The sequence below is a fragment of the Mesorhizobium sp. LHD-90 genome (assembly GCF_030929505.1).
Lineage (GTDB): Bacteria > Pseudomonadota > Alphaproteobacteria > Rhizobiales > Rhizobiaceae > Kumtagia.
Window position 1 is genome coordinate 128,382 of record NZ_JAVFVV010000013.1, and the last position, 24,153, is coordinate 152,534.

Sequence of the window (24,153 nt, forward strand, 5' to 3'; positions counted from 1 at the left end):
CTAGTTCAGAGACGTCCGGCTATCCCGCCGTTGCTAGTTGACCACCCGCGCCCGCGACTGGTCGTCGACCGTCGGCAACGGCGACACCGCCTTGGGCTGCAGCACATCCTTGGTCGGCCCGAAGGCGCGCATGCGTCCGTCGGCAAGGATCAGCGACTTGTCGCTCAGCGCCAGCAGGCCAATCTTGTGGCTGACGAAGATCACGGTTCGCTTGCGCTCGCGCAGATCCTTCAGCGCCCGCAGCAGCGCTTCCTCGCCTTCCATGTCGAGATTGGAGTTGGGCTCGTCAAGGATGACGATGGCCGGGTCGTTGAACAGGGCGCGCGCCAGTCCGATGCGCTGGCGCTGGCCGCCGGAGAGCTGGCGCCCGCCGACGCCGATCTGCGTCTCGTAGCCGTCGGGAAGGCCCTGGATCATCTCATGCACGCCGGCGCGCCTGGCGGCGAGGATGATCTCCTCGGCGCTCGCTTCCTTGAAGCGCGCGATGTTCTCGGCGATCGTGCCGGCGAACAGTTCCACCGTCTGCGGCAGATAGCCCAGATAATCGCCGAGCTCGTGCCTGTTCCAGTGGCTGAGTTCGGAGCCGTCGAGGCGCACCGCGCCGGCGAGCGGCGTCCACACGCCGACCAGCGCGCGCACCAGGCTCGACTTGCCGGCGCCACTCGGGCCGACCAGCGCCATCGCCTCGCCGGGCTCGATCGAGAAAGTGACGCCGGTGACGATCGGCGTGCGCGAACCGGGAGGCGCAACGACGATCTGCTCCGCCGAAAGCGCGCCCTGAGGCCGCGGCAGTTTTGTGCGCTCCTCCTCATCGGGGAGACGCGAGAACATGTCGCGCAGCCGGCCGTAGGCCTGGCGCGCGCCGATGAACTGCTTCCACTGGCCGACGACCTGGTCAACTGGGGCAAGCGCGCGGCCCATCATGATCGAAGCGGCGATCATCATGCCGGGGGTGATCTCGCTTTCCAGCGCCAGATAAGCGCCGAGGCCGAGGATCGCCGTCTGCAGCACCATGCGCACGAATTTCGAGGTCGACATCAGCACGCCGGCGCGGTCGCTGGCGGTGGCCTGCAGCTCCAGCATCTTGCGGTGCATCGACGCCCAGCGCTCGCGCAGGCTCTGCTCCATGCCGAGCGCTCGGATAACCTCGACGTTCTGCAAGGTGGTGGTGGCGAAATGCTGCGCCGTCTGCGAGCTGGCGCTCGCCTCGTTCAGGGTCTTCTTGGTGGTGAGTTCGTTGAGCAGCGTCAGCACGAAGATCAGCGCCGCGCCACCGGTGGCGAGCCAGCCGATCCAAGGATGGAATATGAAGCAGACCACCAGGAACACCGGCACCCACGGCACGTCGCATAGCGCGATCAGGCCGGTCCCGGTCAGGAACTCGCGCAAGCGGTCGATATCGGTGAGCGCGAACTCGGACTTGGCGTTGGGCTGCACCAGCGTGGTCGTGACCACGCGCGAGAACAGCGGTTTCGCGACGATCTCGTCGAAGCGCAAGCCGGCGCGCACCAGCACCCGCGAGCGCAGCCATTCGAGCACGCCGTACACCGCCAGCATCGCCACCGCTATGCCGGTCAGCGCCAGCAGCGTCATTTCGCTGCGGCTCTGCAGCACACGATCGTAGACCTGCAGCATATACAGCGGACCGACGAACATAAGCATGTTGATCGCCGCGCTGAACACGACCACGGAAAAGAGGATGGCCCGGTAGCTCCGAAGCGCGTCATAAAAAGTATTCGTCGACTTCATCGGGTGCCTGCGGGAGAACGGGAGGATAGCCAAGTAGTATCGCAGACAATACCTTACGATTGCCTGGCGCGATACCCCGAGCCTTGGCGGCCTTATAATGGCAGCAGCGTTTCACGGCAATGTCGCGGAAGGGGTGCTCTCGTAACCATCTGTCGCCATTCCGGCGCTCCGATGCCTGGATCGGTGAAACAAAGCCGCCGGCGCGTCCGCCCGCCCCGGCAGCGATCGTTTCGCGGGATAAGGATCGGACTTCGCGAAAAAGCGCGTTGACACTCCGGCTTTGCCCGCTTACATCACCCGCGCTGCCCAGATGGCGGAATTGGTAGACGCGCACGGTTCAGGTCCGTGTTCCGCAAGGAGTGGAGGTTCGAGTCCTCTTCTGGGCACCATATTCCTGTTTCGGATCGTCCGCCATGGTCCAGAAACTCCGCAAAGAGCCCGGTTTTCCGGGCTTTTTTGTTACCTACCATCCGGTGGGCCATGCCGTCCCCAGACCGCGAGATGTGTGTTCTACCACCTCAGCGACAATATCGTCTGACAAATGGCAATGCCGCCGCGCGAGACAATTGCACGAAAATCGCAGCAGGCGACGCCGCTCCAGCAGTAGCGTGGGCCGTTTCGGCGCCGAGGCGCCGGATTACAACGGCGCGACTTTCAGCACGCGCTGATTGTCAGACCGAAAAGGACCATCGGAACTCGTGTATTGCGCCGGCTTCTCGGCCGGTCTATCGCGATTCCGACCGCTCTATGCAGGTCTGTCTGGGGGGACTATTGAATGACGGAACAAACACAACGCGGATATCTGATCGACATCACTGCGGAAATCGTTTCCGCCTACGTCTCCCACAATGCGGTGCCCATCTCGCACTTGCCCGGTCTGATCAGCGACATCCACAATACGCTCCATCGCCTTTTGCCAGTCGAAGCTCCACCGGCTCCGGAAGTGTTGACACCTGCGGTTCCAATCAAGAAGTCGATCCAGGGCGACTTCCTCATTTGCCTGGAAGACGGCAAGAAGTTCACCTCGCTGAAGCGCCACCTCTTTGCTGCCTTCGGCCTGTCGCCGGAAGACTACCGCAGGAAATGGGGCCTGCCGCCGGACTATCCGATGGTCGCGCCGAATTACGCTGCACGCCGCTCCGAACTCGCAAAGTCGATGGGTCTCGGCCGCAAGGCCACGGAAGCTCCGGCCCCGGCCCAGAAACGCGGTCGCCGCAAGGCCGCCCAGCCGGCCTAGTGTCCCGATTCCGAAATTCGCCGCATTTGATATCACGCTCAGAGCGAATTTCGGAATCTGAGGGACACTAGCAACTTATTGATTCTAGTGCCGTTTTGATTTCGAAGTTCGCCTAAGTGGCCGATATCAACAATGAAGCGAACTTCGAAATCACGACACTAGCCCGCACTTCTCACGCTCCATGCGGCCTGCCGTTTACACCGAGCGGGTGATGCCGCCGTCGACGCGGATGTTCTGGCCGGTGATGTAACTCGACTTGTCCCCGGCCAGGAACGCGATCAACTCGGATACTTCCTCCATGCGCCCGTAGCGTCCCATCGGGATGCGCTCGCGCCGTTCGCCGGTCTCCGGCAGGCTGTCGATGAAGCCCGGCAGCACGTTGTTCATGCGGACATTGTCCGGTGCATATTTGTCGGCGAACAGCTTCGTGAAAGCGGCCAGACCCGAGCGGAACACGCCCGAGGTCGGAAACAGCGCCTCCGGCTCGAAGGCGGCATAGGTCGAGATGTTGACGATCGACCCGGACTTCTGCGCCTGCATGATTGGCGTGACCAGCCGCGCCACGCGCACCGCATTGAGGAAATAGATCTCCATGCCCGTGTGCCAGTCCTCGTCGGTGAGCTCCAGCACCGGCGCGCGGGGCCCATGCGCGGCGCTGTTTACCGCCGCGTCGATCCGGCCCCATTTGTGCATCGCCATATCGACCAGCCGCTTCAGATCGTCGTTCGAGCGGTTGGACCCGGTGACGCCGATGCCTCCCAGCTTCTTGGCCAGCGCCTCGCCTTTTCCGGACGAGGACAGGACCGCCACGCTGAAGCCTTCCCCTGCGAGCTTTCGCGCCGCGTCGGCGCCCATGCCGCTGCCGCCCGCCGTGATGATCGCGACCTTTTTCTCCGCCATGCCGGCCTCCTTCTGGTTTTCTTTGCTGTAGCGCCGAAACGCCGCCAAGCCTAGCATACCGCTCGGCTGGCGCAGGCGCGGGACGGCGGCTGGCCTACGCGGCTATCTTGACGCTCAGACAGGCTTGCCCGAGAGAACGGAGCGGAGCTGCGGCGTCGCGCCGACTCAAAAAGGAGGACCGGCGTGACCTTATCGGGATTTTTGCAGCTCGCAGCCTCGACTATCGTTTTCCTACTGGCGGCCATGGTTGCCAAATCCTGGGCGCTGGCGCCAGGCCTTGGAAAACTGCTGCTGACGCTCGCCCTCTATTCCGGCGGCAATCTGATCATGCTGAGGCTGGTGCGCGAGTTCGGCATGGCATCGGCCTTCAGCCTGTCGGCGGTGATCCAGTTGGTTGCCGTCAACGTCATTGCGCTCGCCTGGTTCGGCGAGCATCTTTCCCTGCTCCAGCATGTCGGCATCGTGCTGGCGATCGTCGCTGTCGGGCTTATCACGCTGGGCCCGGCGCTGGGCAGGTAACGGTAGAAAAAGGGGCGCCGGATCGTCCGGCGCCCAGGGGCCAAAAAAATCAGACAGCGATCTTGCCGCCGCCCTGCCTGGTGATCACCACCACGGAGGGGCGCACCGGCATGTCCGGCTTGAAGTCCGGCCAGTGGGTCGAAAGGTCCTCGTAGTAGGAGAGGCGGCCGAAACCTTCCCAGTCGTCGCCGCCGTCGGCCGGATGCTGTACGGCGACGAAGGCGGTCTGGTCGTCCGGCGTGAACAGCGGGCCGCACATTTCGGCCCCCACCGGCACGCGGAAGAATAGTTTCGAGGTGGCGCGCGCCTCGCCTTCGGTGTCGACCGCCCACAGGCCGTCGGTGCGGCCGGTGGCCTTCGGACCCTGGCCGTCGGTCGACACCCACAGCCGGCCGGCCGAATCGACGGCGCAGTTGTCGGGCATGCCGAACCAGCCATTGGCCGTGGTCGAGGTCGAGAAGGTGGCTCCGACCTCGGCCACCGAGGGGTCGCCGCATTTCAGCAGCACTTCCCACTTGCCCTTGGTGGCGGTGAAATCGCCGCCGTCCTCGGCGATCTCGATGATGTGGCCGAAGGCGTTTTCCGCGCGCGGGTTGGCCGCGTCGACCTGATCCGACTTGCGCTTGGTGTTGTTGGTCAGCATCACATAGACCTTGCCGTTGACGCCGTTGGGCTGGACGTCCTCCGGGCGATCCATCTTGGTGGCTTCAAGCAGGTCGGCGGCGCGGCGGGTCTCGATCAGCACGTCGGCCTGGTTCGAAAAGCCGTTTTCGGCGGTCAGCGGCCCCTGGCCGAACACCAGCGGCAGCCATTCGACCGAGCCATCCTCGGAAAACTTCGCCACGTAGAGCGTGCCCTCGTCGAGCAGGTTCAGATTGGCGGTGCGGTCGTTGGCGTTGTAGGCGCCGGCCGTCACAAATTTGTAGACGTAGTCGAAACGCTCGTCGTCGCCGAGATAGAAGACGACGCGGCCGTCCTTGCTGACGATCGACTCGGCGCCTTCGTGCTTGAAGCGGCCGAGTGCGGTGCGTTTCTTCGGCGCAGAGGTCGGGTCCTGCACGTCGACTTCGACGATCCAGCCGAAGCGGTTGGCCTCGTTCGGCTCCTTGGAAAGGTCGAAGCGATCGTAGAACGCCGCCCATTCATAGGCGCCTTCCGGAATGCCCATGCGTTCGTAATTGGCGGCTTCCTTGTGATCGGCCGGCAGCTCGCCCGAAAAGTAGCCGTGGATGTTTTCCTCGGCCATCACATAGGTGCCCCAGGGCGTGACGCCGCCGGCGCAGTTGTTCACTGTGCCGAACACTTTCGTGCCGGTGGCGTCGGCGCTGGTCTTGAGGCGGTCGTTTCCGGCCACCGGGCCGGTCACTTCCATCTCGGTGGTGGCGGTGATGCGGCGGTTGAGTTTGCCGTCCCTGACCACCTGCCACTTGCCGCCGTCCCTGCGGATCTCAACGATGGTGCCGCCATGGGCGGCCATCTCGACATCGACCTGCTCCCTGCTGAGCGGCGCGACGTCGAGCTTCTTCTTGCCGTCCTTTTCGACCACAGTGACGATGCCCGGGAACATCAGATGCGGGTTGGTGTATTCGTGGTTGACGACGAGCAGGCCGTGCTCGGACGAGCCGTCGATCGGGATGAAGCCGACATAGTCGTTGTTGTAGCCGAACTGTTTTGCCTGCGCGGCGGCGCTCTGCGCGGCCGGATCGAATTCCGGCGAATCGGCGAACAGCGCGTCGCCCCAGCGCAGCAGGATGTCGGCGTCGTAGCCGGCCGCGACGTGATGGGTCTCGTCGACGCCGGCCTCGACCTCCTCGAAGCTGAAGGCCGATCCGCCCGCCGCGCGGGCATTGTCGGCGGTGATCAGCGCGATCGGGCTGACGGTGGCGGCGATCGCCGAGACCGCGAGCGAACCGCGCAGGAAGCCGCGCCGCGAAAAGCGCGCCGCGATGATGTCGCCCATGGTGCGGTTGCCGGTCGGATTGCGGCCCGGCCCGTCGTTTTCCTCAAGCAGGCTGGTGCGGAACGGGTTTTCGGAAAGATCATTTTTCATGGCGGCGACCTCTGGCTGCAAGATTGGCTCGAAATGGCGAGACCGCAGCTAGGCGCGATGGCTGACAGTTTGATGACAGAAACGGATGCCGCTTGCGATCCCTCCGCTTCGGCCATAGTTGAGCCTCGACCGTTCGGGCTGAAGAAGAGAGGATTCTGGGGCATGCCGCCCATCAAGAACATCGCCAGCAAGGTCGAGTTTTCCGTACTCGCCGCCTTGATCACGATTGCGGGAGGACTCTACGGCTTCGTGGAGATGGCGGAGGTTGCCCGCGACACCGAGCCGCACGGCTTCGACCGCGCTATCCTGCTTGCCTTCCGCGCGCCGGCCAATCCGGCCGACCCCATCGGTCCGCTCTGGGCCGAGGAGGCGGTGCGCGATCTGACGGCCCTCGGCAGCGCCAGCGTGCTGATCTTCCTCACGGCGGCAACGATCTTCTACCTGCTGCTCACCGGCCGCCGCGCCGCCGCGCTGTTCGTGCTGGTCGCCGTGGCAGGCGGCCAGTTGCTCAGCAGCCTGCTGAAGCTCGGCGTCGACCGCCCGCGTCCCGATCTCGTGCCGCATCTGGCGGAGGTCTACACGCTGAGCTTTCCCAGCGGCCACGCCATGCTGTCGGCCGTCACCTATCTGACGCTGGGCGCGCTCGCCGCTCGCGTGGCGCCAAATCGTGCGACCGGCATATACCTCCTGTCCCTGGCGATTCTTGCAACTTTCCTGGTTGGCGCCAGCCGCGTCTATCTCGGCGTGCATTGGCCGTCCGACGTGCTGGCCGGCTGGTGCGCTGGTGCTGCCTGGGCGATGCTGTGCTGGCTGGTGGCGCAATGGGTACTGAGCCGCCGCCGCGCCCTGATGGATTTGTCCGAGGAGCAGAAGCTTGGCGACTGAGCAGCAGAATTCATGCTTGAAACATCACTTTGATTGTACTAGACATCACTCCTGCAGACTCAGACGGGAGGTCTGTCCGTGATGACCGCAGCGCAGATGCGGGCGGCGCGGGCGCTGGCCGGCATCGACCAGAAGACGCTCGCCGAACGCGCCGGCATATCGTTGCCGACCATTCAGCGGATGGAGGCGAGCGAGGGCGTCGTGCGTGGCGTCGTCGATTCGCTGGTCAAGGTCATCCAGGCCCTGGAATCCTTCGGGGTCGAGCTGATCGGCGAGGATCAGCCGAGTGAGCGTGGCGGCCGGGGTGTGCGCCTGCGCAGCCCGACGGGACAGGGCGGTCCGCCCGGCTGAGGTCTGCAAGAAGGGTCGAGCCGTCGCGCCGAGCGACGGTCCGTCCCGCAGTCGCGACGGCGACCGCCGACCTGGCTTGGTTCCTGAGCCGACGATCCCGCCGCCTTCGGAGTGAAGGCATGAAGGCAGATACGGTTCCGGTTGGAGAGGCGGCGCGACCGTCATTCGCCGCGCTCTACACGCCCAAGCTGATAACAGTACTGCGCGAGGGTTACGGACCGTCGCAATTCAGGGCCGACGCCGTTGCCGGGCTGACGGTGGCGATCGTAGCCCTGCCGCTCTCCATGGCGATCGCCATCGCCTCGGGCGTCTCGCCCGATCGCGGCCTGTTCACGGCAATCGTCGGCGGCTTCCTCATCTCGGCGCTTGGCGGCAGCCGCTTCCAGATCGGCGGCCCCGCCGGCGCCTTCATCGTGCTGGTCGCCGCCTGCGTCGATCGCAACGGCGTCGACGGCCTGCTGCTGGCGACGCTCATGGCCGGTATCTTCCTGCTGGCGATCGGCTATCTCAGGATCGGCACCTACATAAAACTCATCCCTTACCCCGTCACGGTGGGCTTTACCGCCGGCATCGCCGTCATCATCTTCGCCAGCCAGCTGAGCGAACTCTTCGGCATGACGCTTCCCGGCAAGGAGCCGGGCGAACTTTTGCCGAAATTGGTCGCTTTGGCGAATGCGGCGGACACAATCAATCCGGCCGCCGCCGGCGTGGCATTGCTTACCGTTGCCGTGATCGTCGTGCTGAAGCGCCTGCGCCCGGGCTGGCCGGGCATGCTGATCGCAGTAGCAGCGGCCGCAGCGGCCACCACGCTGCTGTCGCTGCCGGTGGAGACCATCGGCACGCGCTATGGCGGCATTCCGCGCACCCTGCCGCTGCCTTCGCTGCCGCCGCTCAGCCTCGACAAGGTGCAGGCCGTGCTGCCCGACGCCATCGCCTTCGCGCTACTGGGTGCCATCGAATCGCTGCTCTCGGCGGTCGTTGCCGATGGCATGACCGGGCGCCGCCACCGCTCCAACTGCGAACTGGTCGCACAAGGTTTCGCCAATATCGGGTCGGCGCTGTTCGGCGGCATCTGCGCCACCGGCACCATCGCCCGCACCGCCACCAATGTGCGGGCCGGCGCGCACGGACCTGTTTCCGGCATGCTGCACGCCGGGTTCCTGCTGCTGTTCATGCTGGTCGCCGCGCCGCTCGCGAGCGCCATCCCGCTTTCCGCGCTGGCCGGCGTGCTCGCGGTTGTCGCGTGGAACATGGTCGAGAAGGATGCGTTCCGCGCCCTGATCCGCTCCTCCTGGGGCGATGCGGTCGTGTTGCTGGTCACCTTCGGCCTCGTCATCTTCCACGACCTGACGGAAGGCATTGTCGTCGGATTCCTTCTCGGCTCCGTGCTGTTCATCGACCGGATGGCAAAAACAGTCGCTGTCGACGCGCATGCGCCGCTGGTGCGCGAGGATGTGCCCGACGACGTCAATGGCGATCGCGTGGCCTACGATGCCGACCAGGCGAGCAATCCGGACACCGTGATCTATCGCATTTCCGGCGCCTTCTTCTTCGGCGCGGCCTCCACAGTCGGCGCGGTGCTCGACCGCATCGCCGACCAGCGCAAAACCTTTGTCCTGGACTGCTCGGCGGTGCCCTTCCTCGATTCCACCGCCGCCAACGTCATCGAGGGTGCAGTGCGCAAGGCCAGGCGCGGCGGCGTGCGGGTCTTCATCGCCGGGGCGGCGCCCCAAGTGCGACGCATGCTGTTCGCTCACGGTGTGCGCCCGCCGCATGTCCGCTACAAGACGACGATCGCCGGCGTGCAGACACAACTGCGGACCGAGGCAGCAAGACTGGAACGCCTTCCGCAGGTCCCCACGGCCTGACGCACACAAAGCCCTTCGATGCTAATGTTGGCGCGACCGCTTCACGCCGCCATGTCGCGATGCCGGAAAGCCTTCTCGGCGCGGCGGAAATAGCGGTTGCCGATCTTGCGGGCGACCGGGGCGGGGCGCTGCTCCAGCAGCTTGCCGGCGTCGCGCAGACAGCGGCGCCGGAGTTTCCGTGCACCCGCCGCGATCAGGTCGCGCAGCAGGGCGGTTTTTTCCTCTCCGACCAGTTCGGCGCCTTCGGCCGCAAGCAGGTCGTCCATCACATTGAGATCGTTTAGTTCGCCAAGCCGCTCGCCGAAGGCTTCCATCGCCTTGCGGTCGCGCTTGCCCATGGCGGGCCATACCGATTTGAGCAGCCGGGTCTGCATGTCGAGCGCCTTGACCGCCTTGCGCAGATCATGGAAGGCCTCGGCCTTGCCGGTCTCCCGGGTTGCCTTCAGCGCAAGATCGGCGCGGCGCATGGCCTTTCGCGCGCCGGTCCGAAGAATTTCGGCGGCGTCCTCGAACGCCTCCGGCAGGCGCAGGGCGGTGAAGTCGAGTCGGGAAAGGGCCGCGGTCGCGTCGGCGACCGTCCGGCCGCCGAGTGCGGTTTCGAGGCTGGCGCTGCGCCGTGCTTCCAGCCTGGCCTGCAGCACTGCCACCGCCCGGGCCTCTTCCTTGTTCCTTGCGGCTTTTGCCAGCCGTTCTGCTGTCTCGACCAGGGCACTCGCCTCGCGCGGGCCGGCGAGCAGGCGCGCGGTGTCTCGCAGGCGTGCATCCTGCACCCGGCAATAAGGCTCGTCGCCGCTGCGGATCAGCCGCCACACCGCCCTCAATCGCTTGATGGCCTTGCGACACTCGTGAAATCCTTTTCTGGGGTCCGTGCGCGCCGTCTCGAGTGCCGCAACCGCCTTGCTGGTCTCGTCGGAGACGATCCGCCGGATTTCGACCGGAAATGGCTCGCGCGGGTCGATCGGCGAGGTCATGTCGCGTCCGGTCTTCCGTTAAGGGCGAGCATGGCATTGGAGTATCGGCTGTCGCCGGTGATCTCGGCCCCCAGCCAACGGGGCAGGCGGTCGTCGGGTACCGTGTCGGGCGTCTCCAGTTCGGCCAGCACCAGCCCTTGCAGGGCGCCGGAGAACACGTCGACCTCGTAGTGGTAGCCGCCATGGCTGACGATGTGGCGCTGCTTGAGGATCACCGCGCCCACCGCGAAATTTTCCATCTCGCAGGCATCGGCCAGCGGGATCGGATATTCGAACTCGTCGCGCACCGGCGTCCTGCCGAACTTGGCGGTCAGCCAGGCCGCGCTGTCGCCTACGATACGCACGCGGATGCTGCGCTCCGGCCCGACCGCCAGGTAGAATTGCCGGAACGCTTTTGGCGGCTCCGCCTCCGCCTGCCAGGACTCGTCCCGGATCCGGAATTTTCGCTCGATCTCCTTGGCCATGAAACTATCCATGCCGCTGTTCGAGGGCGGCGCCAGGCCGGCCATCAAGGCGCATGCTGTTTTCTGTCGTCGCCGGAATGTCGGAGCGGGCGGGCCGCTCTCCCGCGCAAAACGTTCGTGGTCGCCAAAGCGTCCATTCGTTCCTTCCGCCGCACCCACTCGGCGCAGTCTGTATGTCAGCTTGCCCCCCATCGCAAGTACTGCTTGACTTTAATCGATCGATTGATTAAACATGATGTATGAACGAGAAAGCGATCTCCACTTCCACCGCCGACCAGACCCGCGAGGCGCTGGTGCTGTCCGCCTTGCGGCTGTTCGGCCAGAAAGGTTTCGACGGCACCTCGACACGCGAGGTGGCGGCCGCCGCCAACGCCAACATCGGCTCCATCGCCTATCATTTCGGCGGTAAGGAGGGGCTGCGCATCGCCGCCGCCGATTACATCGTCGCGACGATCCAGGGGATCGCCGGATCGGTGCTCGGCAACATCGACCAGTCGCTCGACACAGGCATGGACCGCGAAATCGCGCTCCGCCAGCTTGCGGCGGCGGTGGAGCGCATGGTTGGCTTCCTGGTAGCGCGGCCGGAGGCAGGCGAGATCGTTCAGTTCATGCTGCGCGAGCTCGCCCATCCGACCGAGGCGCTCGACCGCATCTATGCCGGCGTCTTCGAGCCGACGCACAAGCGCCTCTGCCGCATCTGGGAGGTGGCGACCGGCGAGCCCGCCGAGAGCCCCCGCACCCGGATCACCATCTTCACCCTGATCGGCCAGGTCGTCTACTTCCGCATCGCCCGCGAGCCGGTGATGCGCCGCATGGGCTGGAGCGACATCGGCCCGCAAGAGTCGGCGCAGATCGTCGACGTGGTCAAAAGCAATCTCGACGCAATCCTCACGGCCCGGAAAGGCGGCCAGTCATGAGTTTCCTCTGTTCCATCCCGTTCGCCGCCTCGCTGTTCGCCTCCTGTAGCGGCCCGCCGCCGCTGGCGGTCGGCTACGTCGAGGGCGAGTTCGTTCTGCTGGCGCCGATCGAGGTGGCCGAGGTCGAGACCGTGCTGGTCCGCCGCGGCGACCGCGTCGAACCCGGCAAGCCGCTGGCCACGCTGGAGAGCGGCGACGCAAAGATCGCCGTCGCCCAAGCAGAAGCGGCACTCGCCCAGGCCGAGGCGCAGCTTGCCAACCTTCAACTCGGCAAGCGGCCGGAAGAGATAGCCGTTCTGGAGGCGGCGGTCACATCGGCGGAAGCGCAGGCGGCCGAGGCCAAGCGTGTGCTTGGCCGCGCCAGCGACCTGATGGAAAAGGCAATCGCCACCAAGGCCGAATACGACAAGGCGGCGACGGCCGTGCAGACCGCCGACGCCGAGGTAGGCCAGGCCAAGGCCAATCTCGCAGTGGGCGGTCTGCCCGCTCGCCCTGAAGAAATCAGGGCCGCCGAACACCGGGTGAAGCAGGCACGGGCGGAGCTCGACCAGGCCAACTGGCGGCTCGGCAAACGGGATGTCCGCGCGCCAGCGGCGGGCCGAGTCGACGACATCATCCGCAATCCGGGCGACGTCGCCGGCCCGACCGCGCCGGTCATCTCCATGCTGCCTGACGGCGCGGTAAAACTGAAGGTCTACGTCCCCGAGGCGTCGTTCTCGTCAATCAGGATCGGCTCGGAACTGGCAGTGCGATGCGACGGCTGCCCGGAAGGGCTCACCGCTCGCGTCAGCTACGTCTCGCCCGACCCGGAGTTCACGCCGCCGGTGATCTATTCGCTCGAGACCCGCCAGAAGCTCGTCTACCTCGTCGAAGCCCGGCCAGACGGCGACGCGACGATGCTGCAGCCGGGGCAGATCGTCGATGTGGATTTAGCGAATAGCGAATAGCGAATAGCGAGGATCAGTCTCGTCTCGGCCAAGTCAATGGAATCCTTCCCTATTCGTTACTCCCTATTCGCTATTCGCTCGTTTCCGAAGGAAACACTATGTCCACCCCCCTCGCCATTTCCGTCCGCAACCTGGTCAGGCGCTTCGGCACGAAAACCGTCGTCGACCACGTGTCGATGGACGTCGCGGAGGGCGAGATCGTCGGCTTCCTCGGGCCCAACGGTTCCGGCAAAACCACCACCATCCGCATCATGTGCGGCCTGCTGACCCCCGACGAGGGCGAGGGGGAGGTGCTGGGTTACAACCTCCGCACCGAGGCGCTGCAGATCAAGCGCGAGGTCGGCTACATGACCCAGAAATTCTCGTTCTACGAGGATCTTACGATTGCCGAAAATCTCGAATTCGTGGCGCGGCTCTATCGGCTGAAGCCGGTCGAGGACCATGTCGGCCGCACTTTGGAAGAGCTCGGACTGACCTCGCGGCGCGATCAGTTAGCCGGCACACTGTCCGGCGGCTGGAAGCAGCGGCTGGCGCTTGCAGCCTGCATCATGCACAAGCCGAAGCTGCTCTTGCTCGACGAGCCGACCGCCGGTGTCGACCCCAAGGCTCGGCGCGAGTTCTGGGACGAAATCCACCGGCTGGCCCGCGGCGGCCTCACCGTGCTGGTTTCCACCCATTACATGGACGAGGCCGAGCGCTGCCACCGCATCAGCTACATCGCCTATGGCAAGATGCTCGCCTCCGGCACGGTCGCCGAGGTCGTCGACAACGCAGCGCTGACCACCTTCGTGATCGAGGGCGAGCGCCTCAACGAGGTCGCGGCCGAGCTGGAGGGAAAACCCGGCGTCGAGCAGATCGCCCCCTTCGGCACGACGCTGCATGTCGTCGGCTCCGACGCGAAATTGCTGAAACAGGCGCTGGCACCGCTCTCCCAGCGCGAAAACATCACCGTCAGCCTCGGCGAGACCAGTCTGGAGGACGTGTTCATAAAATTCATGTCCGGCTCGCAGGACAACATGCAATGAACGCCATCTTCTCCTTCGCCCGGCTCGGCGCGCTGCTCACCAAAGAATTCATCCAGATGCGGCGCGACCGCATCACCTTCGCCATGATGCTCGGCGTGCCGCTCATCCAGCTCGTGCTGTTCGGCTATGCCATCAACAGCGACCCGAAGACGCTGCCGGCTGCCCTCGTCGCCACCAGCCAGGACCAGTACACGCGCGCGATGGTGTCGGCGCTGGAGACCACCGGCTACTACCGCTTCGTCACTGTCGCCGCCAGCGCCGCCGAGGCGGAAGAGCTGATGGCAAAAGGCGACGTCTCCTTCGTCGTCACCATCCCCTCCGACTTCCGCCGCCGCGTCGACCGGGGCGACCGTCCGCAGATCCTCATCGAGGCCGACGCCACCGACCCGTCCGCCGCCGGCAACGCCATCTCGACGCTGGGCACCGTCGCCAGCCAGGCGCTGCTGCGCGAGCAAGGCATGGAGGCGGTCGCCGCCGAGACTGCGGCCGATCAACTCGAGGTGGTCGTCCACCGCCGCTACAACCCGGAGGGCATCTCGCAATACAACATCGTGCCCGGCCTGCTCGGCGTCATATTGCAGATGACGCTGGTGATGATGACGTCGATCGCGCTTACCCGCGAGACCGAGCGCGGCACCATGGAAAACCTGCTTGCCATGCCCGCCTCGCCGGTCGAGATCATGCTGGGGAAAGTGCTGCCCTATCTGGTCGTCGGCGCAGTGCAGGTGGTCGTGGTTCTTGCCGCGGCGAAACTGCTGTTCTCGGTGCCGTTCATCGGCTCGATCTGGCTGCTGACAGGCGCCATCTTCGTCTTCGTCATGGCACTGGTGCTGCTCGGCTACACCATCTCCACCGTGGCGCGCACGCAGATGCAGGCGCTGCAGCTCACCTTCTTCTTCTTCCTGCCGTCGATCCTGCTGTCGGGTTTCATGTTCCCCTATCGCGGCATGCCGCAATGGGCGCAGGCGCTCGGCGAGATCCTGCCGCTCACGCATTTTTTGCGCGTCACCCGCGCGGTGATGCTGAAGGGCGCCGACTGGCCGGCCATCGGCGCGGAGGTCGCGGCGCTATCGGTGTTCGTCGTCGTCTTCGCCGCCATGGCGCTGCTACGCTTCAGACGAACGCTAGATTGAGTCGACAAAGGTTTTGGATGCGGACCTGTTCGTCAGGAGCGACGACGACTTTTCCTTCGGCGCGGCATAGGGCAAAACCTGTCCCCCAGAGAGATCGACAAGGAACCGCCAATGCCGTCAGTCGTTGCCTCGGGTGAGGGTCGAAAAATCGTCGCAGAGGGCCTGCACTTTCCCGAGGGGCCGGTCGCCCTCGTCGACGGCTCGGTCTATCTCGTCGAGATCGAGAGGAAGACGGTGAGCCACTGCCTGCCCGGTGGCGGTGTCGAGATTGTCGCCGACCTCGGCGGCGGGCCGAACGGGCTGGCCACCGGTCCCGACGGCGCGCTCTATGTCTGCAACAATGGCGGCTTCCTGTTCGTCCGCCAGGACGGCATCAACCGCGTAAGACCCGGCACGCCGGAAGGTTATACCGGCGGTTGGATCGAAAAACTCGATCCCGCGACCGGCAAAAGCCAGATTCTCTATGACCGCTACGGCGACCATCGTCTCGTCGGTCCCAACGACCTCGTCTTCGACCGCTTCGGCGGCTTCTATTTCACCGACTTCGGAAAATTCCACCCTCGCTACCGGATGAATGGCGGGCTCTATTACGCAAAAGCCGACGGCTCCTCGATCGTCGAGGTCGCCTACCCGCTGATCACGCCCAACGGCGTCGGACTGTCGCCGGACGGCGAAACCGTCTACGTCGCCGAGACCGAGACCGGCCGCCTCTGGGCCTTCGAACTGGAGGAGCCCGGCCGGGCAAAACGCTTCCCCTACCCGTCGCCGCATGGCGGGCGCATCGTCATCGGGCTCGAAGGCTACCAGCGTCTCGACAGTCTTGCCGTCGACGTTTTCGGTAACATCTGCGTCGCCACGCTGGCCAGCGCATGCATCAGCGTGGTCAGCCCGTCCGGCCAATTGCTGCGGCAGGTGGCGACCGGCGATCCGCTGACCACAAACATCTGCTTCGGCGGTCCCGAGATGAAGACCGCTTACGTCACGCTGTCCGGCTGGGGCCAGTTGATCGCGATGGACTGGCCAGATCCGGGCCTGCGCTTAGCCTATGGAGACGGTCGGTGATTTCGTTGCGGCCCGGCGATGACGGTGATGCGTCCCCGCTATGACCTTCCGTTGAGCGATTGCCTAAGCGCATGTTGAACTGGCGTTTGCTGTCAGTTACCCATTGCGCCATGGTCACTTTCGGTTACAAAAAGCCGGAAGTCTCCCGGAGTCTCTCATGACAGATCTGTTCTCACCCATCACGCTTGACGGGCTTGATATCCCCAACCGCATCGCGATCGCCCCGATGTGCCAATATTCCGCCGACGACGGTTCGGCCAGCGACTGGCACCTGCAGCAATGGATGAGCTACGCGCTGTCGGGCGCCGGTATGATCACCGTCGAGATGACCGACGTGGAACGGCGCGGCCGCATCAGCCATGGCTGCATGGGCCTCTATTCGGAAGCCAACGAGGCGGCTGCCAAGCGAGCGCTGGACGCGGCCAAGAGGGTGGCTGCGCCGGGCGCGAAGTTTGGCGTGCAGTTGGCGCATGCCGGCCGGAAAGCCTCGTGCCAGCGGCCTTGGGAAGGCGGCGGCCCGCTGAAATCCGACGAAGATCCGTGGCAGACCGTTTCGGCATCGGCCATTCCCTTCGACACGGGCTGGCACACGCCTCGCGCGTTGACCCAGGCGGAGATCGAGGCGCTGGTCGAGCACTTCGCCACGGCAGCCGAGCGCGCCGCACGCGCGGGCTTCGATTTCATCGAGCTGCATTCGGCCCACGGCTACCTGCTGCACCAGTTCATCTCGCCGCTCTCCAACCACCGCGACGACGCCTACGGCGGCTCGCTGGAGAATCGGCTGCGCTTTCCGCTCGCAGTCGCCAAGGCAGTCAAGGCGGCGGCGCCCGGCGTCATGCTCGGCGCGCGCATCTCGGTCACCGACTGGGTCGACGGCGGCCTGATGGTCGAGGAAGGCATCGAGGTGGCGAAGGCCTACAAGGCCGCGGGCCTCGCCTATATCTGCTGCTCCAGCGGCGGCAACTCGCCGCTGCAAAAGATCCCAACGGGCCCAGGCTACCAGGTGCATCTCGCCGAAGCGGTGCGCAAGGGCGCCGACATGCCGGTGCGCGCCGTCGGCATGATCGACGAACCGAACCAGGCGAACCATATCGTAACCGCCGGCCGGGCGGACATGGTGGCGCTGGCCCGCGCGATCCTTGCCGATCCGCGCTGGCCGTGGCGGGCCGCTGCCGTGCTCGGCCACGAGCTGCGCGTCGCGCCGCAGCTTGCCCGCGCCGCGCACCTGCCGAAGAAGTGGGAGCTGGCGGCCTAATGGGCCGAAAGGGAACCCGGCTGACCGGCAAAACCGCTCAGCCGTTTTCGATCCGCCAATAGGTGCCGGTGCGCGGGTCGCGGCCGGACAGGGCGGTCATGCCATGCCTGCTTTCCTGCTCAGGCGATGAGCGCCAAGGACGGCGCGCCTCCTGCCGCTCAGACGTATTTGCGCCAGTCGTGCTCTTGCCTGAAGCCGAGCACTTCGCGGATCTTGCGGTTTGACAAAGGCGCCTCGAAACGCTCCAGCGGGCGCCTGATCGGCGTGTTGGGGGCCCAGCGTTTCAAGAACTGCTCGGTCGGCTCGTTGGCGGTGATCGTGTCGTTGGTCGCATTGAATACCTGGAAACCGAGCCCGTCCTTCTCGAGGCAGAGGTGCACGATCTGGCCGAGGTCGCGTGCATCGATGTAGCTCCAGGCATTGCGCTTTCGCATCGGCGGATTTTCCGCGTATGTCTTGAACGGCCCGTATTCATGCGGCTCGATGACGTTGCCTATGCGCAGCGCATAAATGTCGGCGCCGGTGCGTGCCGCAAAGGCGCGCGCCGTCTGCTCGTTCACCTGCTTCGACAGGCCGTAGCTGTCCATCGGGTCGATGGGATAGTCCTCCTCCAACGGAAAATGGTGGAAGTCCTTTTCTCCCTCGGTGAAGCAGACGCCATAGGTGGTCTCGCTGGAGGCGATGACGATCTTGCGTATGCCGAACTTAACCGCCGCCTCGATGACGTTGTAGGTGCTGATGACGTTGTCGGCGAAGGTCTTGTTGTCGGGGTTTATCAGCACACGCGGGATGGCGGCGAAATGCACGACCGCGTCTACCTTCTTCGGCCCGCCGGGCTGCTCGTAGCCGTCGAAGCCGAAATGCATGGACAACGCGTTGAACACCTGGCCGCTATCGGTGACGTCGGTGATCAGCGTGTTGACGCCCGGACAGTCGAGCGGCTTCAGGTCGACGTTGAGGATTTCGTAGTCGCCGCGCTCCTTCAGCCACGGCACGACATGTTTTCCGGCCTTTCCGGACCCGCCGGTGAACACGATACGCTTCGTCATCAGATTCCCCCGATTTGGATGGCCGACCTTCGGCCCGGCGCTCGGCAGCGCCGGGGCGCGACTATGCTACGGCATCGGTTTCCAGTCCACGCTCGCGAACCACCTCCCCCGCTTTTCGACGCGACGCCACCGGATGTCGAACGGTCCTCAAAAAACCCGCCCGGCCGCGTCGGCATGTCGATCGCGCGGCGGCGGCGACACCGCCACGCGGCGTGGATACACCGTGTGGACGGCTGAGCGGCAGACGGCGCTTGCCGTTTCAGGCCGCAACCTTCTCGCCGCCGAGCGTCGCGCCGTGCCGGATTTCGGTGCCGAGCACCTTCAGGCATTCGCGCATGAAGGCGGCAAGGCCGGTCCAGCCCTTGGCCGACACCATGGTGCCGTCGACATAGGCTTCGGTCGGCTTGACGTCGATGTAGGTGCCGCCGGCAAGCGTCACTTCCGGCTCGCATGCGCCGAGCGCGGCCACCTTCTTGCCGCGCACCACGCCGTCGACGGCCACAAGGATCTGCACGCCGTGGCAGATGGTGAAGATCGGCTTCCGCGTGTCGTGAAAATGCCTGACGATCGCCTGGATGCGCTTGTCGGTACGGATGTATTCCGGACCGCGACCGCCAGCGCAATAGACTGCGTCGTAGTCGGCCGGATCGACCTCCGAGAACGTCTTGTTGATGTCGGCCAGATGGCCGTATCGCTCTACATAGGTCTGGTGACCTTCAAAATCGTGCAGCGATGTCTGGATCTTTTCGCCGGCCTTCTTGTCCGGGCAGACGACATGGACGGTGTGGCCGACAGCCTCCATGCCCTGCTGGAAGACGAAAATCTCGTATTCCTCCGTGAACTCTCCCGTCAGCATCAGAATCTTCTTGCCAGGCATCTCGTAGTCCTCCTTCGATTGCCGTTGACTTCATGCCGCTGCTCCCCGAGGCGGCAAGTCCTACCGAGCCTGGTCTCGCCGGGCCTCCTCGAACGCGGGCAGCAGCCGGTCGCGGGACCGCACGATATGCTCGCGCATCGCCTTTTCCGCGGCCTTGCCGCTGCCGTCGGTGAATGCGTCCATGACCGCCTCGTGCTCGTCCAGGGCCTCCTCGGTGACCCGTGCGTGGAACATCAGGCGGAAGATGTGGAAATGCGCGTGCTGATGGGCCAGCGTCCCGCGGATCAGCGCGTTGCCGGCGAATTCCATGATCTTGTCGTGGAAGACGGCATCCTCGCGCGCGAAGGCCGAATAGCGCATGCGTTCATCGCCGCCCTGCGGGACAGACATTACGTCGGCGATTTGCCGCAGCACCAGCAGTCGATCCTGGTTCATGGCTTCGGCGGCGCGGCGTGCGCCGTCGGGCTCGAGAAGCAGCCGCAGTTCGTACAGTTCCTCGAACCCGCGGCGGGTGATCTGCGGCGCGGCGCTGTAGCCGATCAGGTGGGTTTTCACGACCAGCCCTTCGCCTTCGAGGCGTCCGAGCGCTTCGCGGATCGGCGTGTGCGAGACGCTCAGGTCGCGCACCAGATTGTCCACGTTGATACGTGCGCCGGGCGCGATCCTGAGCGCCATCAACTGATTGAAGATCGCTTCGTACACATCGTCCACGAGGCCGTGGCGGTTTATTGCCCTGGGGCGGCCGAGATCGGCCGGTTCCCCTGAGGACACCGAACTACGCATGGTTGCCTCTGACATGTGCCACGTCTAGCACGATGCCCCAGGCCGGACAATCCGATATCGTATAGGATTTCGTATCAGAACTTGGCTGGCTGATCGCACCGATCGTCCGGGATCGTCGCATCGCGGCGCTGTAAGCACGACCTTCCTGAGCGTGCCCCGGAAAAATATCCTTGGGCCGGCAGGGGCCGGCAGCCGTGTTCGTTTCGCATGTTCGCAGCGCGTCCCAATATTCGCTGGGCGCATAGCCTTGCAGCCTGGTCGATTTGAGGAGATCATTGCTCGCCCCGCGCGCTTCGCTGGTGGGAGCAACAGCGGCGAAGCACCACCCTCGGACGGGCCATCTGGGCTCATTTCGAGCATCGTGCGGAAGGGCGAGGTTGAGTCGCAGCGTGCCGACCGTACCCGGTTGAGTGCGACACCGGGGAGGGCGGGTTGAATTGAGGTCGGCTATGGCATTCGTACGCGCGAACGGCATCGTTCTTCATACCCGGATTCAAGGCCGGACGGACGGGCCGGTGCTGGTATTTGGCAACTCCCTGGGCAGCGACTTTCGCATCTGGGAAGACGTCGTGCGTTTGCTGGACGATCGTTACCGCATCCTGCTCTACGACAAGCGCGGGCACGGGCTCTCGGATACACCCCCGCCGCCCTGCGCGATCGACGACCACGTCAACGATCTGTTGGCGTTGCTCGACCATTTCGCGATCGAAAGCGCCGCCATCGTCGGCCTGTCCGTCGGCGGCATGATCGCGCAGCGACTGGCGGCGCGCGCGCCCGAGCGGGTGAAGGCACTGGTTCTCTGCTGCACTGGCGCCAAGATCGGCACGCCGGAAAGCTGGGCCGACCGTATCGCCGCGATCGACGCCGGCGGTATCGATGCCATCGCCGAAACCGTGCTCGAGCGCTGGTTCACGCCAAGCTTCCATCGGAACCGCGCCACGGAACTGGCGGGCTGGCGCAACATGCTCCTGCGCACGCCGCGCGCCGGCTACGTCGCAACCTGCGCCGCCATTCGCGACGCCGACCTGCGCCCCGGCGCGGCGAGCATCACAGCGCCGACGCTCTGTGTCGCCGGCGACCACGACGGCGCGACGCCGCCCGAACTCGTGCGCGCTACCGCCGATCTCATTCCGGGCGCCCGCTTCGCGCTGATCGAGGGGGCCGGCCACATTCCGTGCGTGGAGAAGCCGGACGTGCTTGCGGAGCTTGTCGGGGAGCATTTGGCGCGCCATGTCTGATCAAAGCGAGCGCTACAAGGCCGGCATGGCCGTTCGCCGAAAGGTGCTGGGCGACGCGCATGTCGACCGCGCAAGCGCACAGGTCGACGATCTCGACCGCGACTTCCAGACGTTCATAACCGAGGGCGCCTGGGGTTCGGTCTGGGCGCGCCCGCATTTCTCCGCGCGCCAGCGGTCGATCGTCACCATCGCCCTGCTCGCCACGCTCGGCCATGACGAGGAACTGGCCATGCACATCCGCGCCACGCCGAATACCGGAGCGACGATGGAGGACGTGCGCGAGGCGCTCATGCATGTCGCGGTCTATGCGGGCGTGCCGGCCGCCAACCATGCTCTGAAGATCGCCAAGAGGGCCTTCGCCGAAATCGCAGCCCGGCCTGCGGAATAGCGGAAAGCAAGTGCGCCAGTGCCGGCGGACGAGGGAAAAGACGATATGCCTGACGAGGGTTCTTTCTTTCAGCGCGACAGAAGCTGGCATCCGCCCGCGTTCACGCCGCAATACAAGACTTCGGTCCTGCGCTCGCCGCGGTATCCGTTGCTGTCGCTCGACAACACCATTTCGGAGATCACCGGCCCACGTTTCGGCCACAGCCGGATAGGCCCGCTCGACAACGATCTGATCCGCAACTACGCCAAGGCCGGCGATCCGATCGGTCAGCGCATCGTTGTTCACGGCCGGGTGCTGGACGAAAACGCACGGCCGGTGGCGGGCACGCTGCTGGAGTTCTGGCAGGCAAATGCCGGCGGGCGCTACCGGCACAAGAAGGAAGCCTATGTCGCGGCCCTCGATCCCAACTTCGGCGGCTGCGGGCGCACCGTCACCGACGAGGAAGGCCGTTACTGGTTCCGCACCGTCAAGCCCGGCGCCTACCCTTGGCCGAACGGCGTCAATGACTGGCGGCCGGCCCATATCCATTTCTCGGTGTTCGGCCACGCTTTTGCGCAACGGCTGATCACGCAGATGTATTTCGAAGGCGATCCGATGATCTGGCAGTGTCCGATCGTCTCCACCATTACCGACCGCAGCGCGATCGAACAGCTCGTCGCCGCGCTCGACCGCAACGCCACGCTGCCGATGGACGCGCTCGCCTACAAGTTCGACATCGTGCTGCGCGGCCGCCGCTCGACGCCGTTCGAAAGCCGTCCGGAGGGCAACTGATGGTGCAGAAGCTCGACGCACTGAAGGAAAGCGCCTCGCAGACGGCTGGACCGTATGTCCATATCGGCCTTACCCCCAATTGGGCGGATATCGGCGGCGTCTATTCCGAGGATCTCGGCCGCACGATGGTTGATCCCCGGGCAACGGGCGAGCGCATCGTCGTGAAAGGCAGCATCTTCGACGGCAGCGGCACGCCGCTGAAGGACGCGCTGATCGAGATATGGCAGGCCGATGCCTCCGGTCTCCACAACAGTCCGCTGGAAAAGCGCGGCGAGGCCGATCCGCATTTCACCGGCTGGGGCCGCCAGCCGACCGACGGCGTGAGCGGCGAATATCGTTTCGAGACGATCAAGCCCGGGCGCGTCCCTCACAAGGGCGGCCGGTTGATGGCGCCGCACATCACCTTCTGGATCGTGGCGCGCGGTATCAATATCGGCCTCCACACCCGCATGTATTTTGCCGACGAGGAAGCCGCCAATGCCGAGTGCCCGGTCCTGGCGCGCATCGAACACAAGACACGTATCCCGACCCTGATGGCCCGGCGCGCGGAGGAGAATGGCAGTGCCGTCTACACTTTCGACATTCGCCTACAGGGCGAAGGCGAAACGATCTTCTTCGACGTCTGAACTCAGGCCCCATTAAAAATGACCGACGTGCCTTCGCGACCGCTTCTCTCAGCCCTTGTCGGCAACGCAGGGGCCGAGGCGCTGTTTTCGAACGAGGTGGAACTCGGCGCCTTGCTCGAAGCGGAGGCCGCGCTGGCCAACGCGGAAGCCCGGGCCGGGCTGATCGAGCCGGATGCGGCGTCCCGGATCGACGAAGCCTGCCGTGGCTTCAAAGCCGACTGGCAAAAACTTGCGGAAGGCCTGGTAAGAGACGGCGTCGTCGTGCCGGAACTGGTGCGCCAGTTGCGGGCAGCCGTTGGCGAGCCGTATGCGGACGCCGTCCACAAGGGTGCAACCAGCCAGGACATTGTCGATACCGCGTTGATGCTGCGCCTGAAGCGCGCATCGTCGATACTCGCAGCCGAGCTAGATGCGCTGACGGAGGTGTTGCGACAAGTCTCGGCCCGGGACGGCGCCATGCCGCTGATGGCGCATACGCGAATGCAGCAGGCACTGGCTTTCACGGTCTCGGAAAAGGTACGGACGTGGCGGCAGCCGCTGGAGCGCCAGGCGACTGCCCTGCGTGACTTGGAACCGCGCGTCTTTGCCGTGCAGCTTGGCGGGCCGGTGGGCACGCGGGCGGAGTTCGGCGGCAAGGGCGATGCGGTGGCGGGCGAAATGGCCAGGCTGCTCGGACTCTCTGATGCCCCCTGCTGGCACTCGCAAAGGGATCGCATCGCCGAATTCGGGGCCTGGCTTTCGCTGACCTCGGGTGTCATCGGCAAGATCGGCCAGGACATCGCGCTGATGGCCCAGAACGAAGTCGGCCAGGTGCGGCTGACCAATGCTGGCGGTTCCTCCGCGATGCAGCATAAATCCAATCCGGTGGCGGCGGAGGTGCTGGTGGCATTGGCCCGGCTGAACGCCGGACTGCTCGGCACGCTGCACCAGGCGCTGCTGCATGAGAACGAGCGCTCAGGAGCGGCGTGGACGCTCGAATGGCTCGTGCTGCCGCAGATGGTGGTGGCGACTGCTGGAGGGCTCGAAAAGGCACGCACATTGATTGACGGACTGCGCTTCCGGCCCGCGGCCGATTCGGGTTAGAGCGC

At 65.1% G+C, this 24,153-nt stretch carries 24 protein-coding genes and 1 tRNA gene; 17 read left to right on the plus strand and 8 right to left on the minus strand.

Going from position 1 to position 24,153, the window contains the following annotated elements; genetic code table 11:
- Positions 1–33: 33 nt before the first annotated feature.
- Positions 34–1,749 carry a type I secretion system permease/ATPase gene (locus RB623_RS19385; protein ID WP_308058582.1) on the minus strand — a complete coding sequence of 572 codons (1,716 nt, stop codon included), beginning with the start codon at positions 1,747–1,749 and terminating at the stop codon, positions 34–36.
- A 304-nt stretch (positions 1,750–2,053) separates the two neighbouring features.
- On the opposite strand from RB623_RS19385, the gene RB623_RS19390 reads away from it, so the two are divergent.
- Both RB623_RS19390 and RB623_RS19395 read left to right on the plus strand, forming a co-directional pair.
- Positions 2,054–2,138 (plus strand) — tRNA-Leu (locus RB623_RS19390).
- Positions 2,139–2,524: 386 nt separating this feature from the next.
- The gene (locus tag RB623_RS19395) at positions 2,525–2,986 is read left to right on the plus strand and encodes a MucR family transcriptional regulator (RefSeq protein ID WP_308058583.1); all 462 of its coding nucleotides are present in this window, start codon (positions 2,525–2,527) and stop codon (positions 2,984–2,986) included.
- A 195-nt stretch (positions 2,987–3,181) separates the two neighbouring features.
- Here RB623_RS19395 and RB623_RS19400 read toward each other — a convergent pair whose 3' ends face one another.
- Positions 3,182–3,886, minus strand: coding sequence for an SDR family oxidoreductase (locus tag RB623_RS19400; protein WP_308058584.1), 705 nt, complete (start codon positions 3,884–3,886; stop codon positions 3,182–3,184).
- A gap of 183 nt (positions 3,887–4,069) precedes the next feature.
- On the opposite strand from RB623_RS19400, the gene RB623_RS19405 reads away from it, so the two are divergent.
- Positions 4,070–4,405: a hypothetical protein gene (locus RB623_RS19405; protein ID WP_308058585.1), complete on the plus strand. Its 336-nt coding sequence runs from the start codon at positions 4,070–4,072 to the stop codon at positions 4,403–4,405.
- A gap of 49 nt (positions 4,406–4,454) precedes the next feature.
- Here RB623_RS19405 and RB623_RS19410 read toward each other — a convergent pair whose 3' ends face one another.
- A complete protein-coding gene (locus RB623_RS19410; RefSeq protein ID WP_308058586.1) occupies positions 4,455–6,455 on the minus strand; it encodes a PhoX family phosphatase in 2,001 nt (666 codons plus the stop codon).
- A 162-nt stretch (positions 6,456–6,617) separates the two neighbouring features.
- Between RB623_RS19410 and RB623_RS19415 the strand changes: the two genes are divergently transcribed.
- The 3 genes from RB623_RS19415 (at position 6,618) to RB623_RS19425 (ending at position 9,559) form a co-directional block, all read left to right on the plus strand.
- Positions 6,618–7,340, plus strand: coding sequence for a phosphatase PAP2 family protein (locus tag RB623_RS19415; RefSeq protein ID WP_308058587.1), 723 nt, complete (start codon positions 6,618–6,620; stop codon positions 7,338–7,340).
- Between the two features lie 78 nt (positions 7,341–7,418).
- Positions 7,419–7,691: a helix-turn-helix transcriptional regulator gene (locus RB623_RS19420; RefSeq protein WP_308058588.1), complete on the plus strand. Its 273-nt coding sequence runs from the start codon at positions 7,419–7,421 to the stop codon at positions 7,689–7,691.
- Positions 7,692–7,810: 119 nt separating this feature from the next.
- Positions 7,811–9,559 carry a SulP family inorganic anion transporter gene (locus RB623_RS19425; RefSeq protein WP_308058589.1) on the plus strand — a complete coding sequence of 583 codons (1,749 nt, stop codon included), beginning with the start codon at positions 7,811–7,813 and terminating at the stop codon, positions 9,557–9,559.
- 41 nt (positions 9,560–9,600) lie between these two features.
- Here RB623_RS19425 and RB623_RS19430 read toward each other — a convergent pair whose 3' ends face one another.
- Both RB623_RS19430 and RB623_RS19435 read right to left on the minus strand, forming a co-directional pair.
- Positions 9,601–10,530, minus strand: coding sequence for a CHAD domain-containing protein (locus RB623_RS19430; RefSeq protein WP_308058590.1), 930 nt, complete (start codon positions 10,528–10,530; stop codon positions 9,601–9,603).
- The gene (locus RB623_RS19435) at positions 10,527–10,994 is read right to left on the minus strand and encodes a CYTH domain-containing protein (protein WP_308058591.1); all 468 of its coding nucleotides are present in this window, start codon (positions 10,992–10,994) and stop codon (positions 10,527–10,529) included. Before RB623_RS19435 ends, RB623_RS19430 begins: the two co-directional genes overlap by 4 nt.
- 239 nt (positions 10,995–11,233) lie before the next feature.
- Here RB623_RS19435 and RB623_RS19440 point away from each other — a divergent pair, with 239 nt between their 5' ends.
- From RB623_RS19440 to RB623_RS19465, 6 genes are all read left to right on the plus strand, one after another.
- Positions 11,234–11,911, plus strand: a complete 678-nt coding sequence (locus RB623_RS19440) for a CerR family C-terminal domain-containing protein (protein WP_308058592.1) — start codon at positions 11,234–11,236, stop codon at positions 11,909–11,911.
- Positions 11,908–12,858, plus strand: a complete 951-nt coding sequence (locus RB623_RS19445; protein ID WP_308058593.1) for an HlyD family efflux transporter periplasmic adaptor subunit — start codon at positions 11,908–11,910, stop codon at positions 12,856–12,858. Before RB623_RS19440 ends, RB623_RS19445 begins: the two co-directional genes overlap by 4 nt.
- A 98-nt stretch (positions 12,859–12,956) precedes the next feature.
- The gene (locus RB623_RS19450) at positions 12,957–13,883 is read left to right on the plus strand and encodes an ABC transporter ATP-binding protein (RefSeq protein ID WP_308058594.1); all 927 of its coding nucleotides are present in this window, start codon (positions 12,957–12,959) and stop codon (positions 13,881–13,883) included.
- Positions 13,880–15,016, plus strand: a complete 1,137-nt coding sequence (locus tag RB623_RS19455) for an ABC transporter permease (RefSeq protein WP_308058595.1) — start codon at positions 13,880–13,882, stop codon at positions 15,014–15,016. The genes RB623_RS19450 and RB623_RS19455 overlap by 4 nt, the downstream gene beginning before the upstream one ends.
- Before the next feature lie 111 nt (positions 15,017–15,127).
- Entirely contained in the window at positions 15,128–16,078 is a 951-nt protein-coding gene (locus tag RB623_RS19460; RefSeq protein WP_308058596.1) for an SMP-30/gluconolactonase/LRE family protein, read from the plus strand.
- 157 nt (positions 16,079–16,235) lie between these two features.
- On the plus strand, positions 16,236–17,333 hold the full coding sequence (locus RB623_RS19465) for an NADH:flavin oxidoreductase/NADH oxidase (RefSeq protein WP_308058597.1): 1,098 nt from the start codon (positions 16,236–16,238) through the stop codon (positions 17,331–17,333).
- A gap of 158 nt (positions 17,334–17,491) precedes the next feature.
- On the opposite strand, the gene RB623_RS19470 is transcribed toward RB623_RS19465, so the two are convergent.
- The 3 genes from RB623_RS19470 to RB623_RS19480 form a co-directional block, all read right to left on the minus strand.
- Positions 17,492–18,382 carry an NAD(P)-dependent oxidoreductase gene (locus RB623_RS19470; protein WP_308058598.1) on the minus strand — a complete coding sequence of 297 codons (891 nt, stop codon included), beginning with the start codon at positions 18,380–18,382 and terminating at the stop codon, positions 17,492–17,494.
- 259 nt (positions 18,383–18,641) lie between these two features.
- Positions 18,642–19,259 carry a DJ-1/PfpI family protein gene (locus RB623_RS19475; RefSeq protein ID WP_308058599.1) on the minus strand — a complete coding sequence of 206 codons (618 nt, stop codon included), beginning with the start codon at positions 19,257–19,259 and terminating at the stop codon, positions 18,642–18,644.
- Between the two features lie 60 nt (positions 19,260–19,319).
- The gene (locus tag RB623_RS19480) at positions 19,320–20,042 is read right to left on the minus strand and encodes a GntR family transcriptional regulator (RefSeq protein ID WP_308058600.1); all 723 of its coding nucleotides are present in this window, start codon (positions 20,040–20,042) and stop codon (positions 19,320–19,322) included.
- A 449-nt stretch (positions 20,043–20,491) separates the two neighbouring features.
- Here RB623_RS19480 and pcaD point away from each other — a divergent pair, with 449 nt between their 5' ends.
- From pcaD to RB623_RS19505, 5 genes are read left to right on the plus strand one after another with little or no spacing between them, the layout of a single operon-like run.
- Complete coding sequence (gene pcaD, locus RB623_RS19485; RefSeq protein ID WP_308058601.1) at positions 20,492–21,280, plus strand: 3-oxoadipate enol-lactonase; 789 nt, start codon at positions 20,492–20,494, stop codon at positions 21,278–21,280.
- On the plus strand, positions 21,273–21,668 hold the full coding sequence (gene pcaC, locus RB623_RS19490) for a 4-carboxymuconolactone decarboxylase (protein ID WP_308058602.1): 396 nt from the start codon (positions 21,273–21,275) through the stop codon (positions 21,666–21,668). Before pcaD ends, pcaC begins: the two co-directional genes overlap by 8 nt.
- Before the next feature lie 45 nt (positions 21,669–21,713).
- Entirely contained in the window at positions 21,714–22,439 is a 726-nt protein-coding gene (pcaH, locus tag RB623_RS19495; protein WP_308058603.1) for a protocatechuate 3,4-dioxygenase subunit beta, read from the plus strand.
- Positions 22,439–23,065: a protocatechuate 3,4-dioxygenase subunit alpha gene (pcaG, locus tag RB623_RS19500; RefSeq protein WP_308058604.1), complete on the plus strand. Its 627-nt coding sequence runs from the start codon at positions 22,439–22,441 to the stop codon at positions 23,063–23,065. Before pcaH ends, pcaG begins: the two co-directional genes overlap by 1 nt.
- 18 nt (positions 23,066–23,083) lie before the next feature.
- On the plus strand, positions 23,084–24,148 hold the full coding sequence (locus RB623_RS19505) for a 3-carboxy-cis,cis-muconate cycloisomerase (protein ID WP_308058606.1): 1,065 nt from the start codon (positions 23,084–23,086) through the stop codon (positions 24,146–24,148).
- The last annotated feature ends 5 nt before the right edge of the window (positions 24,149–24,153 follow it).

Excerpts from the sequence above, each read along its gene's own strand:
- RB623_RS19440 (WP_308058592.1), top strand. The coding sequence starts at position 11,234 with ATGAACGAGAAAGCGATCTCCACTTCCACCGCCGACCAGACCCGCGAG.
- RB623_RS19450 (WP_308058594.1), top strand. The coding sequence starts at position 12,957 with ATGTCCACCCCCCTCGCCATTTCCGTCCGCAACCTGGTCAGGCGCTTC.
- RB623_RS19470 (WP_308058598.1), bottom strand. The coding sequence starts at position 18,382 with ATGACGAAGCGTATCGTGTTCACCGGCGGGTCCGGAAAGGCCGGAAAA.
- RB623_RS19415 (WP_308058587.1), top strand. The coding sequence starts at position 6,618 with ATGCCGCCCATCAAGAACATCGCCAGCAAGGTCGAGTTTTCCGTACTC.
- RB623_RS19480 (WP_308058600.1), bottom strand. The coding sequence starts at position 20,042 with ATGCGTAGTTCGGTGTCCTCAGGGGAACCGGCCGATCTCGGCCGCCCC.
- RB623_RS19430 (WP_308058590.1), bottom strand. The coding sequence starts at position 10,530 with ATGACCTCGCCGATCGACCCGCGCGAGCCATTTCCGGTCGAAATCCGG.
- RB623_RS19475 (WP_308058599.1), bottom strand. The coding sequence starts at position 19,259 with ATGCCTGGCAAGAAGATTCTGATGCTGACGGGAGAGTTCACGGAGGAA.
- pcaD (WP_308058601.1), top strand. The coding sequence starts at position 20,492 with ATGGCATTCGTACGCGCGAACGGCATCGTTCTTCATACCCGGATTCAA.
- RB623_RS19385 (WP_308058582.1), bottom strand. The coding sequence starts at position 1,749 with ATGAAGTCGACGAATACTTTTTATGACGCGCTTCGGAGCTACCGGGCC.
- pcaH (WP_308058603.1), top strand. The coding sequence starts at position 21,714 with ATGCCTGACGAGGGTTCTTTCTTTCAGCGCGACAGAAGCTGGCATCCG.
- RB623_RS19445 (WP_308058593.1), top strand. The coding sequence starts at position 11,908 with ATGAGTTTCCTCTGTTCCATCCCGTTCGCCGCCTCGCTGTTCGCCTCC.
- RB623_RS19460 (WP_308058596.1), top strand. The coding sequence starts at position 15,128 with ATGCCGTCAGTCGTTGCCTCGGGTGAGGGTCGAAAAATCGTCGCAGAG.
- RB623_RS19395 (WP_308058583.1), top strand. The coding sequence starts at position 2,525 with ATGACGGAACAAACACAACGCGGATATCTGATCGACATCACTGCGGAA.
- RB623_RS19400 (WP_308058584.1), bottom strand. The coding sequence starts at position 3,886 with ATGGCGGAGAAAAAGGTCGCGATCATCACGGCGGGCGGCAGCGGCATG.
- RB623_RS19435 (WP_308058591.1), bottom strand. The coding sequence starts at position 10,994 with ATGGCCAAGGAGATCGAGCGAAAATTCCGGATCCGGGACGAGTCCTGG.
- pcaC (WP_308058602.1), top strand. The coding sequence starts at position 21,273 with ATGTCTGATCAAAGCGAGCGCTACAAGGCCGGCATGGCCGTTCGCCGA.
- RB623_RS19465 (WP_308058597.1), top strand. The coding sequence starts at position 16,236 with ATGACAGATCTGTTCTCACCCATCACGCTTGACGGGCTTGATATCCCC.
- RB623_RS19505 (WP_308058606.1), top strand. The coding sequence starts at position 23,084 with ATGACCGACGTGCCTTCGCGACCGCTTCTCTCAGCCCTTGTCGGCAAC.
- RB623_RS19425 (WP_308058589.1), top strand. The coding sequence starts at position 7,811 with ATGAAGGCAGATACGGTTCCGGTTGGAGAGGCGGCGCGACCGTCATTC.
- RB623_RS19410 (WP_308058586.1), bottom strand. The coding sequence starts at position 6,455 with ATGAAAAATGATCTTTCCGAAAACCCGTTCCGCACCAGCCTGCTTGAG.
- RB623_RS19455 (WP_308058595.1), top strand. The coding sequence starts at position 13,880 with ATGAACGCCATCTTCTCCTTCGCCCGGCTCGGCGCGCTGCTCACCAAA.
- pcaG (WP_308058604.1), top strand. The coding sequence starts at position 22,439 with ATGGTGCAGAAGCTCGACGCACTGAAGGAAAGCGCCTCGCAGACGGCT.